This is a genomic window from Micromonospora sp. RB23, from assembly GCF_053585025.1.
In genome coordinates this window covers 3,799,042-3,817,055 of sequence record NZ_CM132111.1, presented here as the reverse complement: position 1 = coordinate 3,817,055, position 18,014 = coordinate 3,799,042, and the positions used below count along the sequence as shown (strand labels likewise).

General features: G+C 73.3%; 12 protein-coding genes. 6 read left to right on the top strand and 6 right to left on the bottom strand.

Annotated elements, in window-relative coordinates; all coding sequences use genetic code 11:
• The first annotated feature begins 45 nt into the window (after positions 1–45).
• Positions 46–2,685 (top strand): discoidin domain-containing protein, encoded by a 2,640-nt coding sequence (locus tag ACTFTM_RS17660; RefSeq protein WP_449561567.1) that lies wholly within the window; start codon positions 46–48, stop codon positions 2,683–2,685.
• 105 nt (positions 2,686–2,790) lie between these two features.
• On the opposite strand, the gene ACTFTM_RS17655 is transcribed toward ACTFTM_RS17660, so the two are convergent.
• Positions 2,791–4,122 carry a flavin monoamine oxidase family protein gene (locus ACTFTM_RS17655; RefSeq protein WP_449561566.1) on the bottom strand — a complete coding sequence of 444 codons (1,332 nt, stop codon included), beginning with the start codon at positions 4,120–4,122 and terminating at the stop codon, positions 2,791–2,793.
• A gap of 133 nt (positions 4,123–4,255) precedes the next feature.
• Here ACTFTM_RS17655 and ACTFTM_RS17650 point away from each other — a divergent pair, with 133 nt between their 5' ends.
• Both ACTFTM_RS17650 and fxsT read left to right on the top strand, forming a co-directional pair.
• Positions 4,256–5,497, top strand: a complete 1,242-nt coding sequence (locus tag ACTFTM_RS17650; protein WP_449561565.1) for a TIR-like protein FxsC — start codon at positions 4,256–4,258, stop codon at positions 5,495–5,497.
• A gap of 12 nt (positions 5,498–5,509) precedes the next feature.
• Complete coding sequence (gene fxsT, locus ACTFTM_RS17645; RefSeq protein ID WP_449561564.1) at positions 5,510–9,418, top strand: FxSxx-COOH system tetratricopeptide repeat protein; 3,909 nt, start codon at positions 5,510–5,512, stop codon at positions 9,416–9,418.
• Positions 9,419–9,424: 6 nt separating this feature from the next.
• Here the strand turns inward: fxsT and ACTFTM_RS17640 are convergent, their stop codons facing one another.
• The 3 genes from ACTFTM_RS17640 to fxsA are packed head-to-tail and all read right to left on the bottom strand — an operon-like array spanning position 9,425 to position 12,524.
• Positions 9,425–11,122 carry an aKG-HExxH-type peptide beta-hydroxylase gene (locus ACTFTM_RS17640; RefSeq protein WP_449561563.1) on the bottom strand — a complete coding sequence of 566 codons (1,698 nt, stop codon included), beginning with the start codon at positions 11,120–11,122 and terminating at the stop codon, positions 9,425–9,427.
• Positions 11,119–12,330 (bottom strand): FxsB family cyclophane-forming radical SAM/SPASM peptide maturase, encoded by a 1,212-nt coding sequence (locus ACTFTM_RS17635; protein WP_449561562.1) that lies wholly within the window; start codon positions 12,328–12,330, stop codon positions 11,119–11,121. The genes ACTFTM_RS17640 and ACTFTM_RS17635 overlap by 4 nt, the downstream gene beginning before the upstream one ends.
• 2 nt (positions 12,331–12,332) lie before the next feature.
• Positions 12,333–12,524: an FxSxx-COOH cyclophane-containing RiPP peptide gene (fxsA, locus tag ACTFTM_RS17630; protein ID WP_449561561.1), complete on the bottom strand. Its 192-nt coding sequence runs from the start codon at positions 12,522–12,524 to the stop codon at positions 12,333–12,335.
• A 254-nt stretch (positions 12,525–12,778) separates the two neighbouring features.
• Between fxsA and ACTFTM_RS17625 the strand changes: the two genes are divergently transcribed.
• The 3 genes from ACTFTM_RS17625 to ACTFTM_RS17615 all read left to right on the top strand — a co-directional run bounded on the left by ACTFTM_RS17625 (position 12,779) and on the right by ACTFTM_RS17615 (position 15,567).
• Positions 12,779–13,132: a YciI family protein gene (locus ACTFTM_RS17625; protein ID WP_449561560.1), complete on the top strand. Its 354-nt coding sequence runs from the start codon at positions 12,779–12,781 to the stop codon at positions 13,130–13,132.
• A gap of 2 nt (positions 13,133–13,134) precedes the next feature.
• Positions 13,135–14,343: an RNA polymerase sigma factor gene (locus ACTFTM_RS17620; RefSeq protein ID WP_449561559.1), complete on the top strand. Its 1,209-nt coding sequence runs from the start codon at positions 13,135–13,137 to the stop codon at positions 14,341–14,343.
• Positions 14,344–14,433: 90 nt separating this feature from the next.
• Positions 14,434–15,567, top strand: a complete 1,134-nt coding sequence (locus ACTFTM_RS17615) for a carboxylate-amine ligase (protein ID WP_449561558.1) — start codon at positions 14,434–14,436, stop codon at positions 15,565–15,567.
• A 46-nt stretch (positions 15,568–15,613) separates the two neighbouring features.
• Here the strand turns inward: ACTFTM_RS17615 and ACTFTM_RS17610 are convergent, their stop codons facing one another.
• Entirely contained in the window at positions 15,614–17,398 is a 1,785-nt protein-coding gene (locus ACTFTM_RS17610; protein WP_449561557.1) for an N-acetylglutaminylglutamine amidotransferase, read from the bottom strand.
• Between the two features lie 144 nt (positions 17,399–17,542).
• Positions 17,543–17,971 carry a MarR family winged helix-turn-helix transcriptional regulator gene (locus tag ACTFTM_RS17605; RefSeq protein ID WP_449561556.1) on the bottom strand — a complete coding sequence of 143 codons (429 nt, stop codon included), beginning with the start codon at positions 17,969–17,971 and terminating at the stop codon, positions 17,543–17,545.
• Positions 17,972–18,014: the final 43 nt, after the last annotated feature.

The following is an 18,014-nucleotide window of genomic DNA, read 5'->3' as shown; positions in this document are numbered from 1 at the left end:
CCCCACCCGCACGGCGTCCGTAACGCCCTATCGACAGGCGATGTCATGACATCTCGTGCTACATCCGTACGCCCGCGTCCCCGGCGGCGGACCGTTCGGCACCTCCTCACCGGAGTCGCGGTGGCCCTGGTGGCGGCCCTGACCCCGGCGGTGGCCACGGCGCCGGCGCAGGCCGCGCCCACCCTGCTCTCGCAGGGCCGCCCGGCGACGGCCTCGTCGACCGAGAACGCCGGCACCCCCGCGTCGGCCGCGGTCGACGGCAACACCGGCACCCGCTGGGCCAGCGCCTTCAGCGATCCCCAGTGGCTCCAGGTCGACCTCGGCGCGCGGGCCACCATCAGCCAGGTCAACCTGCTCTGGGAGGGCGCCTACGGCCGCGCCTTCCAGATCCAGACGTCCGACGACGCCGCCACCTGGACGACGATCTACTCGACCACCACCGGCGCCGGCGGCACGCAGAACCTCACCGTCACGGGCGCCGGCCGGTACGTGCGGATGTACGGCACCGCCCGGGGCACCGCCTACGGCTACTCCCTGTGGGAGTTCCAGGTCTACGGCGAGACCGGCGGCGACACGTCCACCTGCGGCAGCGCCAACGTCGCGCAGGGCAGCCCGGTGACCGCCTCGTCCACCGAGAACGCCGGCACCCCCGCGTCTGCGGCCGTCGACGGCAACACCGGTACCCGCTGGGCCAGCGCCGCCAGCGACCCGCAGTGGCTGCGCGTCGACCTCGGCAGCAGCCGCACGATCTGCCGGGTCACGTTGACCTGGGAGGCCGCGTACGCCCGGGCCTTCCAGCTCCAGACCTCGGCCGACGGCTCCACCTGGACCACGATCTACTCCACCACCACGGCCACCGGTGGCACGCAGAGCCTCACCGTCACCGGCACCGGACGCTACCTGCGCGTGTACGGCACCGCCCGGGGCACCGCCTACGGCTACTCGCTCTGGGAGGTGGCGGTCAACACGACCGGCGGCGGCACCAGCGAACCTCCGGTCGGCACGACCGACCCGTACAACCCCAACCTCGGCGCGAACACGTACGTCTTCGACCCGAGCACCCCGACGTCGACGATCCAGAGTCGACTCAACACCATCTTCACCCAGCAGGAGACCAACCAGTTCGGCGCGCAGCGCTACGCCGTGCTGTTCAAGCCGGGCACCTACACCGCCGACGTCAACCTCGGCTTCTTCACCCAGGTCGCCGGCCTCGGCATGAGCCCCGACGACGTCAACCTGAACGGCCACGTCCGGGCCGAGGCGACCTGGTTCGGCGGCAACGCCACCCAGAACTTCTGGCGGTCCGCGGAGAACCTCTCGGTGACCCTGCCCGCCGGCGTCAGTGTGGAGCGCTGGGCGGTGTCGCAGGCCGCGCCGTACCGGCGGATGCACCTGCGCGGCGCGCAGAACCAGATCCAGCTCTGGAACGGCGGCGACGGCTGGTCCAGCGGCGGTCTGCTGGCCGACACCCGCATCGACGGCCTGGTCGTCTCCGGCTCGCAGCAGCAGTGGTACTCGCGCAACAGCGAGTTCGGCAACGGCTGGACCGGCTCGGTGTGGAACATGGTCTTCCAGGGGGTCAACGGCGCTCCGCCGCCGAGCTTCCCCAACCCGTCGCACACCGTCATCGCGCAGACCCCGCAGGTCCGCGAGAAGCCGTTCCTCTACGTGACGAGCAGCGGTGAGTACCGGGTCTTCGTGCCCGCCGTGCGCACCAACTCCACCGGCACGAGCTGGTACAACAAGACTCCGGCCGGCTCGTCGATCTCGCTGTCGCAGTTCTTCGTCGTCCAGCCCGGCACCAGCGCGGCCACCATCAACGCCGCCCTCGCCCAGGGCAAGCACCTGCTCTTCACCCCGGGCGTGCACCACGTCACCGAGCCGATCCAGGTCAACCGGGCCGACACGGTCGTCCTCGGCCTCGGCCTGGCCACCATCCAGGCCGACAACGGCAGCGTCGGCATGCGGGTCGCCGACGTGGACGGCGTCAAGGTCGCCGGCATCATGTTCGAGGCCGGCACCACCAACTCGCCGGTGCTGATGGAGGTCGGACCGTCCGGCTCGTCCGCGAGCCACGCCAGCAACCCGACCTCGCTGCACGACGTGTTCTTTCGCATCGGCGGCCCGCTCGTCGGCAAGGCCACCAACACGCTGACCGTCAACAGCGACAACGTCATCGGTGACCACATGTGGCTGTGGCGGGCCGACCACGCCGCCCAGGGCGTGCCCACCGGGTGGACGCTGAACACCGCCGACACCGGGCTCACCGTCAACGGCGACGACGTCACCATGTACGGCCTCTTCGTCGAGCACTACCAGAAGTACCAGACCATCTGGAACGGCAACGGTGGGCGGACGTACTTCTACCAGAACGAGCTGCCGTACGACGTGCCGAACCAGGCGGCCTGGATGAACGGGTCGACCCGGGGCTACGCCGCCTACAAGGTGGCCGACTCGGTGACCAGCCACGGGGCGTGGGGGCTGGGTAGCTACAGCTACTTCAACGTCAACCCCGCGGTGGTCGAGGAGCACTCCTTCGAGGTGCCGGTCAACCCGAACGTGCGCTTCACCAACATGGTCACCGTCTCGCTCGGTGGTGTCGGCACCATCAACCGGGTGATCAACAACGCCGGTGGCACCGCGAACGCGGCCAACCAGACGGTGTACCTGACGAACTACCCCTGACCGGGGCGCCCGCGCCGATCCGGTCGACTCATCTGACCGGGCCGGCGCGGGTCGTACCCAGGGCCGAGGCCGGCCCGGTCCCGCCGAAGACCGGGCCGGCCACGGTCATGTCCGGAGTTCCGCCAGCACCTCGGCCGCCGCGCGCTCACCGGCGCGCACCGCGCCCTCCAGGTAGCCGGCCCAGCGGGTCGCCGTCTCGGTGCCCGCCCAGTACACCCGTCCGACCGGCGTCCGCAGCCGCGACCCGTACGCGCGCCACGCACCGGGCGTGAGCACACCGCCGAAGCAACCCCGCGTCCACTCGTCGGCCGACCAGTCGTACTCGACGAGCGCGATCGGATCGGACGCCCGCGGCCCGACCACGGCGGCGAACCCGTCCAGTACGCACCGGCGTCGCCCGTCGGGTGGCAACTCCCGCATCGCGGCGGCGTCCGCGCCGTAGCTGAACCCGGTGAGCACGCCGCGCGGCGAGGTCGGCGTGGAGTTGTCCACGGTCTCGGTGAGCGGGCCGACGCTGCTGGTGGACACCCCGGAGAGACCGTCGGCGCGCCAGAACGGCTCGGGGTAGACGGCGTGCACCTTCCACGCCGACCCCATCGGCATCCGCTGCGTCAGGCCGTCGCGCAACGGCGGCAGCGGTGGGTCGTACCGGATCCGGCCGGCCAGCGCCGGCGCCAGCGCGACCACCACGGCGTCGCCCTCGACGCGCCCGGCGTCGGTGCACACCGTCACGCCGTGTACGTCCTGCGCGATGGTGTGCACGGCGGTGCCCAGCCGGAGCGTCCCCGGCGGTAGTCCGGCCGCCATCCGCTCGGCCAGCGCCGGCGGGCCGCCCACGATCCGGTCCTGCTGCGCGCCTCCGGCCATGCCCAGCAGGGGCCCGGTGCCGCCCGCGCCTCGCAGGTAGAACAGCAGGTGCAGCAGGGACACCTCGTCCGCTCCGGTGGCCAGCAGCCCACCGGCGAGCAGCCGCCCCAGGTAGTCGGCGGTGTCGGTGCCGCCGGCCGTGGCGCGCAGCCAGCCGCCGAGCGTCGTCGCGTCCCACCGCGCCGCCTCCGGCGCCTCCCACGGCGCGACCGGGTCCACTGTGGCGGCGTACTCGTCGAGCAGGCCGAGCACCCGCGCGACCCGCGCCGGCGGGTCGGGCCGCCGCGTGCCGGCCCAGAGCAGGGTGGACGTCCCGACGGCCGCCGAGGCGAAGGTGACCAGGCCGTGCTCGGCGACCAGCGCGTACATCCGGTCCTGGGTCGGGCCGATCCACTGCGCGCCCAGGTCGAGCTGGGTGCCGTCGGGCAGCCACCGGGTCAGCGCCCGCCCGCCGACGCGGTCACGGGCCTCTAACACCTGTACCCGCGCGCCGGCTCGGCACAGCGCCACGGCGGCGGCGAGACCGGACATGCCGGCACCGACCACGACCACCCGGATTCCGTCGGACACGGCCCCGACTACCCGAAAGCGTCGGGCATATGACTCTCCGCGCGCCCGCGCCGATGATCGCGGCTCGGGTGGGCTGGCATCGACGGTCCTATACTGTGCCTACCGGTCGTGGAACCCGTGAGCGGAGGCGGGCGTGCCACTCTTCTTCCTGAGCTACGCCCAAGAGGACAACCGCAACGGTCAGATTCAGAAGTTCTTCGGCGATCTCAGTGACGCGGTGGCCGGGCTGGCCGCTGTCCGCTGGGACGAGGCGGGATTCATCGACGGGCAGATCCTGCTCGGCAGCACCTGGACGGACACGCTGTCCGACGCGTTGACCACCAGCGCCTGCCTGATCGCGCTCACCTCGCCCCGGTACGTCGTCAGCGACTACTGCGGTCGGGAGTTCCGGGTCTTCGCCGACCGCATTGACGAGCACGAGCGTCTGTTCAACGTCCGTCCACCCGCGATCGTGCCGGTGCAGTGGATCCCGTGCGACCGGCTGCCCAAGGCGGTCGCCGGCTTCCAGTACCGCAACTTCCCGACCGGCACCGCGTACGCCCAGGACGGCCTGCTCACCCTCAAGCAGCGCAAGCGGCACGAGGACGACTACGAGGACTTCGTCGACGCGCTCGCCAAGCACATCGTGCAGACCGCCCGAGACCACACGCTCTACCGGCCCGCGCAGCGTCCGGTGCTGTCCAAGGTGACGAGTGCCTTCGACCTGCCGCCGCGTCCGCAGGCGCACTACGGCGCCGCCGTGGCGACGGCGGTGCAGCGGGCCACCAGCGCCCGGCACGTGCACATCGTCCTGGTCGCCGGCAGCTCCGCCGAACTCGCCGCCAGTCGCCCCGGCGCGGAGGACCGCTACGGCGCGGTCTCCCGGGACTGGCGTCCGTACCAGCCCGAGCTGGAGGTGCCGATCGGCAGTTGGGCCGGTGCCATCGCCACCACCAAGAGCTACGGCTGGACCGTGGAGGACGCCGAGGAGTTGGCGGCCGTACGGGAGTGGGCACGGGCGCACAACCAGATCGTCGTGCTGGTGGTCGACGTCTGGTCCGCCGACCTGCCGCGCTACCAGCAGAGCCTGATGCGTCACGACCGCGACGTGACCGCGCCGCGGGCGCCGGTGCTGGTGCCGTGGACGGCCGCCGACGACGCGGCCGCGGGCGGCAACCGCAAGATGTGGGACACCCTGGCCCGGGTGCTCCCGTACCACGTGCTGCACAGCACCCGCGACGTGTGGCGCACCGAGATCGCGACCTCCGCACGCTTTCAGGAGGAGCTGGAGGACGTGCTGGTCGTCGAACAGGGCCGGATCTACCGCACGGGCACGGTCTACCAGGAGCCGCCCACCGACGGCCCGGGAATCCGCCCGATCCTCGAAGGTCCCTAGGGGAGACACGTCATGGCGCTGAACGAGACGGCACGCGGCCAGATCGTGACCTTCTACTCGTACAAGGGTGGCACCGGCCGCACGATGGCGCTGGCCAACGTGGCCTGGATCCTGGCGAGTCAGGGCCTCCAGGTGCTGGTCGTCGACTGGGATCTGGAGTCTCCGGGTCTGCACCGCTACTTCCACCCGTTCCTGCGGGACAAGGAACTGCGGGCCACCCCGGGCGTCATCGAGATGATCTGGGATTACTCGATCGCCACGATGCAGCGCAACCGGGACGAGGACTCGCAGGAGCTGCTCACCGGCCACGCCAAGATCCAACGTCGTGCGGTCTCGCTGAACTGGGACTTCGACCACGGTGGCGTGATCGACTTCGTGGCCGCCGGGCAGCAGGACTCCGCGTACTCCCGGTTGGTGAGCACCTTCGACTGGGCCAACTTCTACGAGCGCCAGGGCGGCGCGTCGTTCATCGACGCGGTCCGGGCGCAGATGCGCGCCGAGTACGACGTGGTGCTGATCGACAGTCGCACCGGCCTCAGCGACGTGGCCGGCATCTGCACCGTGCAACTGCCCGACCTGGTGGTCAACTGCTTCACCATGTCCACCCAGAGCATCCTGGGCGCGGCGGCGGTGGCCCGCTCGATCCGCAGCCAGCGCCCCGACGATCCGCCGCTGCTGCTGCCGGTGCCGATGCGCGTGGAGGACGCCGAGCTGCGCAAGCTGGAGACCGGCCGCGATCTGGTACGGGCCGAGTTCGCGCCGTTCCTCGAGCACCTCTCGGACGCGGCGGCCGCCCGCTACTGGAACACCATCGAGGTGCCCTACCGCACCTTCTACGCCTACGAGGAGATCCTCGCCGCGTTCGGTGACCGACCCGAGCAGGTCGGTACCCTGCTCGCCGCGTACGAGCAACTCGCCTCGGTGATCACCGACGGCCGCGTCACCCGGTTGCACCCGATCGGCGAGACGGAGCGACGCCGCTCGCTTGTCGAGTTCGAACGCAGCCGCCTCACCGCCGAGCAGGCGGTGCTGCTCAGCTACGCCTCCGCCGACCGGCTCTGGGCCGAGTGGATCACCGACCAGTTGGAGGATGCCGGGCTGCGGGTGGATCGTCGCGCGCTGGACGTGCCGGTGCTCGCCGGCGGGCGGGCCGAGTTCGACCGGGCCGTCAGTGGCGCGAGCCGGGTGCTGGCCGTCCTCACCCGGCACTACGCCGGCACACCGCTCGCGGGCGAGGTGTGGAAGAACGCCACCGGCCGGGACCAGCTCGGCGGCGCGGGCGTGCTGGTCCCGCTGCGCGTCGACGAGTCGCGGCTGACCATGCCGTACAGCGACCACAGCCCGGTGGACCTCACCGACGTCGACCCGTCCACCGCCCGGAGCCGCGTGCTGGAGGCCGCCGGAGCGACGGTCACGGCCGGCGGTCGTGCGGTCGGCCGGTTCCCCGGACCGTTCCCGACGATCTCCAACGTCCGCCAGCACGGCACCCCGTTCGTCGGGCGTGCCGCCCAACTCGAAGCCCTGCGCGATCGGCTCACCACCTCGCCGGACTCGGCCCTGCAGGTCGTGCACGGCCTCGGCGGTGTCGGCAAGACCCAGCTCGCGGCCGAGTACGCGCTGCGCTTCGGCCGCGACTACGACCTCATCTGGTGGATCCCGGCGGACAGCGAGGACCGCATCCGCGGCGGCCTCGGCGACCTCGGGCAGGCGATGGGCCTCGGCACCGGCGGCGGCGCCGAGGCGGCCCGCCGGGTGCTCGACGCGCTGCGCCGCGCCGGGCCCGACCAGCGCTGGCTGATCGTCCTGGACAACGTCGACAAGCCCACCCACGCCACCCGCGCGCTGCTGCCGCAGGGGCCCGGCCACGTCCTGCTCACGACCCGCGACCAGAGCTGGAGTGAGTACGCCACCGCGACCGAGCTGACCGTCTTCGACCGGACCGAGAGCGTCCAACTGCTGCGTGACCGGGTCCGCGGGCTCAGCGAGGCCGAGGCGGCCCAGGTGGCCGAGAAACTCGGCGACCTGCCGCTCGCGGTCGAGCAGGGCGCGGCGTACCTGCGGGCCAGCGCCATGCAGGTCGAGAAGTACCTGAACTCGCTGGACACGCCCGGTCTGCTGCGCATCCTCGACGGCCGGCAGTCCGCCGGCTACTCCAAGGCGCTCGCCGCCACCTGGCTGTTCACCCTCGGCCAGTTGCGCGAGGAGAAGCCGGCGGCGGCCCGGCTGCTGGAGCTGTGCTCGTTCTACGCGCCGGAGCCGATCCCGGTCGCCATGCTCACCGGTGACCGCTTCGCCAGCTTCATGGCGCCGATCGACCCGACGCTCACCGACCCGATCCTGCAGGGCCTGGTCACCGCCGAGCTGGGCCGCTACGGCCTGGCCCAGGTCGACGCCGAGAACAACACGGTACGGATCCACCGGCTGGTCCAGTTGGTCATCCAGGACCAGCTCGGCGATCCGGACGAGGCCCGCCGGCAAGCCCAACTGCTGCTCGCCGCCGCCAACCCCCGCGATCCCGACAAGCCGGTCAACTGGCCCGAGTACGCCGAGCTGTGGCCGCACGTACGCCCCAGCGGGCTGCACCTGTCCGCCATGGACGAGGCGCGTCAGCTCGTCGTGGACATCGTGCGCTACCTCTACCGGCGGGGCGACTACGACACCAGCCGCACCCTCGCCGAGGAGGCGCTGACCGGCTGGCGCGACACCGACGAGGACGACCCCACCCGACTGCGCATGCGCTTCCACCTGGCGAACGTGTTGCGCGCGCAGAGCCACTTCGACCGGGCGTACGAGATCGACCGGGACGTCTACGACCGGCAGCGGCGGATCTTCGGCGAGGAGCACCTCTACACGCTGATGACGGCCCGCAGCCTCGGCGCGGACCTGCGCGCCCAGGGCCTCTACCACGAGGCCGAGGCGCAGGACCGGCGCACGCTGGAGTTGAGCGTCCGCAGCTTCGGCGACGACAGCGGCCGGACGTTGACCGCCGAGAACAACCTCGCCGTGTCACTGCGCCTGGTCGGTGACTTCCGTGGCGCGGCCGCGCTCGACCAGCACATCCACGAGCGGCGGCGGGACCGTTTCGGCGAGGACGATCCGTCCACCCTGGCGTCGGCCAGCAACTACGGGCGCGGCCTGCGCGACACCGGCGAGCTGTGGCGCTCGCACAGCGTCCTGCAACGCACGTACACCACCCAGCAGAAGGTGAACGGCCCGGACCATCCGGAGACCCTGCGGACGGCCAAGGAGTTGGCGCTGACGCTGCGTCAGCTCGGGCGTTTCACCGACGCGCACCGGCTGATCGAGCGGACCGTGGTCCGGTACCAGCGCACCCTCGGCGCCGAGCACGCCGACACGCTCTCGGCCGAGATGGCCCTGGCCACCACCTGGTCGGCCGTGGGTGACAACCAGACCGCCCTGCGGGTGGCGCGCCGCCTGCGCGACGGCTACAACGACGTGCTCGGTGAGTCGCACGCCATCACCCTGGCCTGCCTGAACAACCTCGGCGTGCTGCTGCGCAAGCAGGGCGACCATGCCCAGGCCCGGGAGCTGTCCCAGCGGGTCCGCGACCAGTTGCTGGCCAACCTCGGCGAGCGGCACCCGCACACCCTGCTGGCCACCCTCAACCTGGCCAACGACCTGTTCGCCCTCGGTGACCGGGAGAACGCGTTGCTGCTGGACACCACCGCGTACGTGGAGCTGACCCGGGCGTTGGGCGCCGAGCACCCGGACACCCTCTCGGCGTCGGTCAACCTCGCGTTGAGCCGCCAGGCCACCGAGAGCGAGGCGGACGCCGGTCGGGCGCTCTACGACGAGGCGTTCGGTCAACTCGTGCAGCTCTTCGGCGGCGACAATCCCCGGGTGGTGCAGGCCCGCCAGCGGGAACGCTCCAACGCCTACATCGAGCCGGCGCTGCTCTAGGGTCGGTCAGCTGGCCGCCGCCAGCCAGGCCGCGAGGGCGAGCGGGTCCGCGTCCGCGAGGGCCTGGCTGAGCGCGCGCACCAGCTCGGGCCGGCGGGTCAGCACCCGCGCCGCCGCCGGTTGCCCGGTGCGGTGGGCGGCCAGGGCGAGTCCCACCCAGGCGTCGACGTCTCCGGAGTCGGCCACGAGACGTCGCCGGTACCCGGCCAACGCGTCCTCGGAGTTGCCCGCCGCGTACGCCTGGTCGCTCGGGCTCGACCCGCACGGCCCGCCGCCGCCCAGGAGCCGGTGGCGGACGGCGGCCTCGGGGCCGCTGGCCACGGTGAGAGCGGGACGGGCCGGGGCCGGGACGACCGTCGACGGCGCGTGGCCGAGAGCCGGTGGCACGCCGTGCCGCCACGCGTGCGCCAGGCGGGCCACCCCGTCCGGGTCGGGCCGCAGGTTGGCCAGGCCCCAGCGCACCGCGCCGGCGTCCGCCACGTCCCGCACGGCGGCCTCGACCCGGCCGTCGACCGGTTCACGCCAGCCGTGCAACGTGCCCGCCATGCCGGTCACGAACGACCGGCCCGCCTCGGTCAGCTCGGACGCCCCGGCGAGCTGCCGGACCGCGCGGATGGTCTGCTCCCGCCAGTACGCGTACTCGAACGCGGCCGCGACGCCCTCGTGCCGGCGCTGCCGCCACACCTCGGCCACCCCCAGGTGGGCGTACGCGCCCTGGAGCAGCGCGCCGACCGGGCGCGGGTCCAGCCGCCACGGCGCCCGGTAGCGCGCCGGCCCACCGTCGCGGTGCAACGGGACGAGGTCGAGGAGCGCACCGAGTTTGGTGTGCTGCACCTCGTGCACGAGCAGCAGCGCGAGGGTCTGCGCGTCGGCCGGCACGGAAAGCGCGATGGCCCCCAGCGCGTCCCTGCTGGTGGCGCTCACCGGGTTGCCCGAGGGCGGCGGTCGCAGCGGCACGAGCGAGCGCAGCAGACCGGTCAGCGCGTCGACGTGCGCCGGCAGCTGGTCACGCAGCCACTGCCCGGCCCCGGCGGCGAGACGGTCCAGCCGGGCCGCCCCCGCGTCGTCCAGTCGTGGCGCGGACGGCCGGTGGTAGCAGTGACGCCACGGGTCCTGGTCGTCCACGAGCACCCCGGTCGCGTCGAACGGCACGGTCCTGCGCGCCGGCTGCCAGTCGACGTCGCCGTCGCCCGCGTCGCGCAGCCGACCGTCGCGGGCGTCGACGCGTACCCCGTCGCCGTCCGCGCCGCCGTCGATCCGCAGCGTACGGGCGGTGCCGTGCAGCCGGATCGCGCCGTCGCCGTGCAGGCCGGCCGCCGCGCCGACGGTGGGCAGCGACAGCACCCCGTCGGCCGGGCGGGGCAGCGTCAGCGTGAACGTCAGGCCGGCGCGGACCGCGGCCGCCGCCGCGAGCGTCGCCAGGTAGGCGGGACCGGCCGCGCCGTCGAGCGCGGCGCGGGCCCAACCGGTCACCGGCGGATGGGCCAGCACCGCGGCGACCGTCGCCGGCTCGGCGTGCTCGGCCCCCGTGAGCAGCTCCAGGCTCTGCCGCACCAGCGGCTCGTCACGGCAGGCGCGGGCCGCGGCCACGGTCAGCAGCCGGCGGCGACCGAGCTGCCCGCCCCGCAACACGGCGATGGTGTCGGCGTCGCCGTGACCGGCGGCCAGCCCGGCGAGCTGCGCCGCCGTCAGCGGGCCTGTCACGGGCGAGCCGCCGGTACGCTCCGACCGCGCAGCGCCTCCAGGTCGGCGGTCACCCTCTCCTGCACGTGCCGGACCAGCCGGAACAGGTCGGCACAGTAGACCGACGGGTGGGCGAAGCCGACACCCTCGCGGAAGCGGTGCGCGTACAGGCCGCCGCCGCAGACGGCCACGACCGGGCAAGCCCGGCAGGCCGGAGCGAGCGCCGCGATGCCCGTCGGACGCCCCGCCAGCGACGGGTGCCGCAGCGCGTCGTCGAAGCTGTGCCGGAACACGTCGAAGCCGGTCCGCATCGCCGCCACGCTTGTGGTCTTGAGCGTGTCGGTGCCCTCGATGGTGCCGTCGGTCTCGATCGTCATGACGTCCGGCTCGGTGACGCCCAGCGCCTGCGTGCCGCTGCGACCGCCCAGCAGCAGCGCGATCAGCGACTCGAACAGCCGGATGCCGGTGCGCCGGGGCGTCTCGGCGTACCAGCGGTCGAAGACGGCGATCAGCCAGTCCGCGTACGGGGTGGCCGGGTCGTCGGGACGACGCCCGGGTGGGGGAGCGCTCCAGTTGCCGTGCGGCAGCAGCAGATCCAGCCGGGGCGGGTCGAACTCCCGCAGACCCTCGTAGACGGCGACCGGATCGTTGGCCAGGTCGACGGTGCAGAGCAGCCCGGCGTAGCGGGCCCGGTGCTCGGGTCGCGCCAGGAGGCGCAGCGCCGTGGCGACCTCGGCGTAACTGCCGCGCCCGTCGGCGTGCCGGCGGTGGCGGTCGTTGGCCGTACGGTCGCCGTCCAGGCTGACGCCGACGTCGATGCCGTGCGTGTGGCACAGGTCGAGCGCCGCCTCGTCGAGCAGCAGCCCGTTGGTCTGCATCGCCACGTCGAGCGTGACGGTGGACGGCAGCGCGGCGCGCAGCGTGCGGACCGTCCGGTCGAGCGCGGCGAGGCCGGCGAGCAGTGGTTCACCGCCGTGCAGCACCACCCGGGCGCGGTCGACGCCGTGCCGGGCCAGGTGAGCGGCGAGGCGGTCGGCGACCCGGCGCACGGTGCCGGGGGCCATGATCCGGGGCCGGGACCGCCAGTCCTGGTCGGCGTGGCGGTAGACGTAGCAGTAGTCGCACGCCAGGTTGCACCGCGAGTGGACCTTCAGCACCACCTGACGGATGTGGGGCGCGACCACGGCAGGGCGGTGTCGGGTGGCCGACGGCGGGGCGTCGGCCGGCACGGTCAGAAGCTCGACTCGAAGGCCGACACGTCGCCGGGGCGACCTGGCTCATCCTCGGCGGTCAGCGTCCCGAGCACGTGCGCCAGGACGCCGTCACCGGCACCGGCCAACAGGTCCGCCAGGGGTACGTCGCCGAGCTGCACCAGAGCGGTGCCGACAGTGCGTCCGATGGGCGGCTGGTCGGGTTCAGCCACCGTGGACCGTCCTTCGATCGAAGACCGGCACCTGAGTCACCGCTGCGCTCACTCCGCCTTTCTACACCATCGCACCCGACCCGCGACGGCGCGACACCGTACCCCGTACGCGCTGGCCACCGTGCCGTTACCTGGCGTACGACCGGGCTCGGCGAACCGGAGCAGGTCCGGTCGGCCTGTCGATGTGGGCGCTCGTCGTTCGTATGGAGGATGAGAGGTCGGCGTCGTGTCGACCGCCACCGCGAGGAGGAACGATGACTCTCTACCTGCTCAGCATGCACCAGCCCGACGGCGGGACGCCCGAGCCGGAGTTCCTGGCCCAGGTCATGCGCGAGGTCGGTGAGCTGCGGGACGAACTCGTCGCGGACGGGTCGTGGGTGTTCGGTCAGGGCCTGCACGGGCCGGAGACCGCCACCGTGCTGCGCCCCCGCGACGGCGACGTCCTGGTCACCGACGGTCCGTTCGTGGAGGGCAAGGAGCACCTGGGCGGCGTCACCATCATCGACGTGCCGGACCTGGACGCCGCCCTGCGCTGGGGTCGCCGTTACGCCCTGGCCACCACCCTGCCGATCGAGGTCCGCCCCTTCCAGCCCGGCGGCGGGGGCTGACCGTGCCCGACGTGGAGGCGGTGTTCCGCGCCGAGTACGGTCGCGCGGTCGCCGTCCTGGTGCGCCTCCTCGGCGACATCGACCTCGCCGAGGAGGCCGTGCAGGACGCCTTCGCGATCGCGCTGCGGCGGTGGCCGACCAGCGGCCCACCACCCAGCCCGGCCGGTTGGATCATCACCACCGCCCGCAACCAGGCCATCGACCGGCTGCGTCGGGAGGCGACCCGTGCCGACCGGCACGCCGAGGCCGCCCTGCTGTACGCACCCGACCCAGCCGCCGAGGAGGGGCCCGTGCGTGACGAGCGGCTCCGTCTGATCTTCACCTGCTGTCACCCGGCGCTCGCGCCGGCCACCCGGGTCGCGCTCACCCTGCGCCTGCTCGGTGGCCTGCGGACCGCCGAGATCGCCCGCGCGTTCCTGGTGCCCGAGGCGACGATGGCGCAGCGCCTGGTCCGGGCCAAGTCGAAGATCCGCCATGCCCGCATCCCGTACCGGGTGCCGAGCGACGCCGACCTGCCGGACCGGTTGCACGACGTCCTCGCGGTGCTGTACCTGATCTTCAACGAGGGATATACCGCCAGCGTCGGCCCGCACCTGGTCCGCGCCGACCTGTGCGTCGAGGCGGTCCGGCTGGCCCGGCTACTCGTCGAGCTGATGCCGGACGAGCCGGAGGCGCTGGGCCTGCTCGCGCTGATGCTGCTCACCGAATCCCGCCGGAATGCCCGTACCACCGCCGACGGGGACCTCGTGCCGCTGCCCGAGCAGGACCGGAGCCGATGGGACACCGTCCTGATCGCCGAGGGGCAGGCGCTGGTCCGCCGGTGCCTGCGGCGCGACCGGCCCGGGCCGTACCAGATCCAGGCCGCGATCGCCGCCGTGCACAGCGCCGCGAGGCGCGCCGCCGACACCGACTGGGGTCAGATTCTCACGCTGTACGACCATCTGATGGTCGTCGCCCCGGGTCCGGTGGTGGCGCTGAACCGGGCGGTCGCGCTCGCCGAGGTCGCCGGCGCGGCCGTGGCGCTGGCCGAGGTGGACCGCCTCGACCTGCCCGGATACCACGTGCGGCACGTGGTCCGCGCCGACCTGCTGGCCCGGCTCGGCCGCGACGCCGAGGCCGTCGAGGCGTACCGGACGGCGGTGGCGTTGACGGACAACGCGGCCGAACGGGCCTTCCTCACCGCACGGACGACGGCGCTGGCCCCGGGCTGACCGCGCGTTTGCCGGTGGCCCGCCGGGGAAACCGAGCCGCCCGTCGGCCCGGGTGTCCGCCCGTGGCCGCAGGAGCGGATGGAGGCGGAAATGGCGTACCGACCGGCGACCGTCGACGCCGTTGCCGACCTCGGCACGCTCACCCTCGGGGTCGAGGAGGAGTTCCTGCTGCTCGACCCGGCCAGCGGTGGCAACCTGCCGGTGGCCGACGAGGTGCGGGCGGCCCTGCGCGGCCCGGCCCGCGACCAGAGCCGCCAGGAGTTCCGGCACAGCATGGTCGAGATGGTCACCCCGGTCTGCGCCGACCTCGGCGAACTGCGCACCCACCTGGTGGAGCTGCGGCGATCGGCCGTCGAGGCCGCCGTCGCGGCCGGGGCCCGGCTCGTCGCGGTCGGCGCGACGCCGCTGGCCGAGCCGCGCCGGACGGTGCCCGACGAGCCGCGCTACCACGCCATGTCCCGCCGGTACGGGCCGGTGGCGCACGATCCGGCGGTGTGCGGCTGTCACGTGCACGTCGGGCTGCCGGACCGGGAACTGGCCGTGCAGGTCTGCAACCACCTGCGGGTGTGGCTGCCGGTGGTGCAGGCCCTCACCACCAACTCGCCGCTGCACGACGGGTACGACACCGGCCACGCCAGTTGGCGGTCGATGCAGTTGGAACGCTGGCCCAGCATCGGCCCCACCCCGTACTTCGACTCGGTCACCGACTACGACCGCACGGTCGGCGAGCTGATCGCCGCCGGCATCATGCTGGACGCCGCGATGGTGTACTGGTACGCCCGGCCGTCGTCGGCCTACCCGACGGTCGAGGTGCGGGTCGGCGACGTCTGCCCGACCGTGGACGACGCGGTGCTGGTCGCCGCCCTGGTCCGTAGCCTGGTCGCGACACTCGCCGACGACGTACGCGCCGGTGTGCCCGCGCCGGCAGTACGCGACTGCCTCGTCGCCGCCGCGCACTGGCGGGCGGCCCACGACGGCCTCGACGGCGAGCTGATCGACCTGCGGGCCGGCGGCGCCCGCCCGGCCTGGGACCTGGTCGACGACCTGATGGCGACCATCGCCCCGGCGCTGCTACGACACGGCGACCTCGGCTACGTCCTGGCCCAACTGGCCCGACTGCGCCGCGACGGCACCGGCGCGACACGACAACGCCGGGTGCTCGACGACACCGGCGACCTGCGGGCCGTCATCGACGACCTCGCCGCCCAGACCGCCGCCGCCTGACAGGGCCGGCCGTTCTCGTCCTGCTGCCGGCGGAGTCGGCGGCGGCTCAGGTGATGTCGTGGGTCTGTAGCCACAGCTCCAGCAGGCCGAGCTGCCACAGCTTGTTGCTGCCGGCGGCCGCCTCGGCCCGGTCCGGCTCGGCGAGCAGACGGGAGACGTACTCGGGGCGGAACAGGCCCCGCTCACGCGCCACCGGCGCCTGCAACGACTCGGCGACCAGCTCACGCACCGGCCCGTCCACGTTGCGCAGCGCCGGCACCGGAAAGTAACCCTTCGGCCGGTCGATCACCTCGGCCGGCAGGACCTCCCGGGCCACCTCCTTCAGCACGCCCTTGCCGCCCTGGGCCACCTTGTGCTCCGGCGGGCAGTGCGCGGCGAGGGCCACCAGGTCCTGGTCGAGGAACGGCGTGCGCACCTCCAGGCCCCACGCCATGCTCATGCTGTCCACCCGCTTGACCGGGTCGTCGGGCAGCATCAGGTGGGTGTCCAGGCGTAACACCGCGTCCAGCGCGGTCTGCGCCCCGGGCGCGTCGAGGTGCCCGGCGAGCAGGTCCCGGCTGGCGTCGTGGTCCAGCGTGTACGCCGGGCCGACGATGGCGCGCAGCCCGTCGTGGTCCCGGTCGAAGAACGCCGCGGCGAACGTCTCGGCGGCGCCGTGCCGGGGCGCGTCGACAAGCGGCTGGTGGTAGCCGTAGCCGGCGAACACCTCGTCCGCGCCCTGCCCGGACTGGGCCACCTTCACGTGCTTCGCCACCTGTTCCGACAGCAGGTGGAAGGCGACGACGTCGTGGCTGCCCATCGGCTCGGTCATGGCCCGCACGGCATTGCGGACGGCCGGCGCCAGGTCGTCGTCGGCGAGCCGGATCCGCTGGTGGTCGGTGTCGTACGCGCGGGCGACCAGGTCGGAGTAGTGGAACTCGTCGCCGGCCTCGCCGCCCCGACTGTCGAAGCCGATGCTGAACGTGCGCAGGTGCTCCTGACCGGCCTCGGCGAGCAGCGCCACGATGAGGCTGGAGTCCAGACCACCGGAGAGCAGCACACCGACCGGGACGTCGGCCACGAGCCGGCGGCGGACGGCCGTGCGCAGCGCGTCCCCGACGGCGGCCCGCCAGTCAGCGGCGTCCATGCCGGCGTCGGCGGGCTCCCGGACGTAGTCGGGCTGCCAGTACACCTGCTCCCGGCTGCGCCCGTCGGCCTCGACGACCCGCAGGGTGGCCGGCGGCAGCTTGCGGACGCCGCGCAGCACGGTCCTCGGCGCGGGCACGATCGAGTGCCAGGACAGGTAGTGGTGCAGCGCCACCGGATCGATGCCGGTGTCGACGTCCCCGGCGCGCAGCAGCGCGGGCAGGGTGGAGGCGAACCGGAGCCGCCCGGGGGTCTCGGCGAGGTAGAGCGGTTTGATGCCGAGCCGGTCGCGGGCCAGGACGAGCCGTCGCCGGACCCGGTCGACGAGGCCGATCGCGAACATGCCGACCAGGTGGTCGACGAAGCGTTCACCCCAGTGCGCGTACGCCACCAGGATCACCTCGGTGTCGCTGGTGGATCGGAAGGCGTACCCGGCGTTCTGTAGCTCCTCGCGCAGCTCTGGATAGTTGTAGACGCAGCCGTTGAAGACCAGCGCCAGGCCGAGGTCGTCGCGCGCCATCGGCTGGGCGCCCGCGTCGGACAGGTCGATGATGGTCAACCGGCGGTGTCCGAGGGTCACCCAGTCGTCGGTCAGCAGGCCCTCGGCGTCCGGGCCGCGGGAGCGCATCGCCTCGCTCATCCGGGTGACCGCCGCCGCGTCGGGCGGTCGACCGTCGAAGCGTGCCTCCCCGCTGATCCCGCACATCAGGCGGGGCGGTGCTGGTTCAGGGCGGACATGGCCCTCCTGTCAGGTCTCCCCGACTGGTGGTGGCGGGGCCCTCGGTGAAAACGGGGGCGCTGGCTACCCGCGTAGCGGCCGGGCAAACCCGCAGGCGCTGCGGCGTCCGGCTCAGCCGCGCAGGGTGCGCAGGATGCGGGCCAGCTCGGCCCGGTCGGCGTCGGGGAGGTGGCCGAAGAAGCGGTCCGCCTCGGCGCGGCGGGCGGCCCGGATGGCGGCGCTGACCCGGGTGCCCTCGGCGGTCAGCGCGACCAGGGTGGCCCGCCGGTCGGCCGGGTCCCCTCGCCGTTCGACGAGCCCCCGGGCCTGGAGGTCGTCGACGACCTCGGTGGCCGAGCGGGGGGCGATGCGCAGGTGCTCGGCGAGCGTGCCGGGGCGTACCTCACCGTGGCGGCCGAGCACGCCGAGCGCGCGGGCCTGGCTGGGGGTGACATCCCACGGGGCCAGCGACTCACGGGTCTGCCGGCGCAGACGGGACGCGACCGCCCAGAACGTCTCGGCCAGGCTCTCGTCGCCGCCGTCGGCGGTGTCCTCGGTCACCGGAATACGGTAGCAGCCGATGCTGTTGTTCCCTCATGTTGAG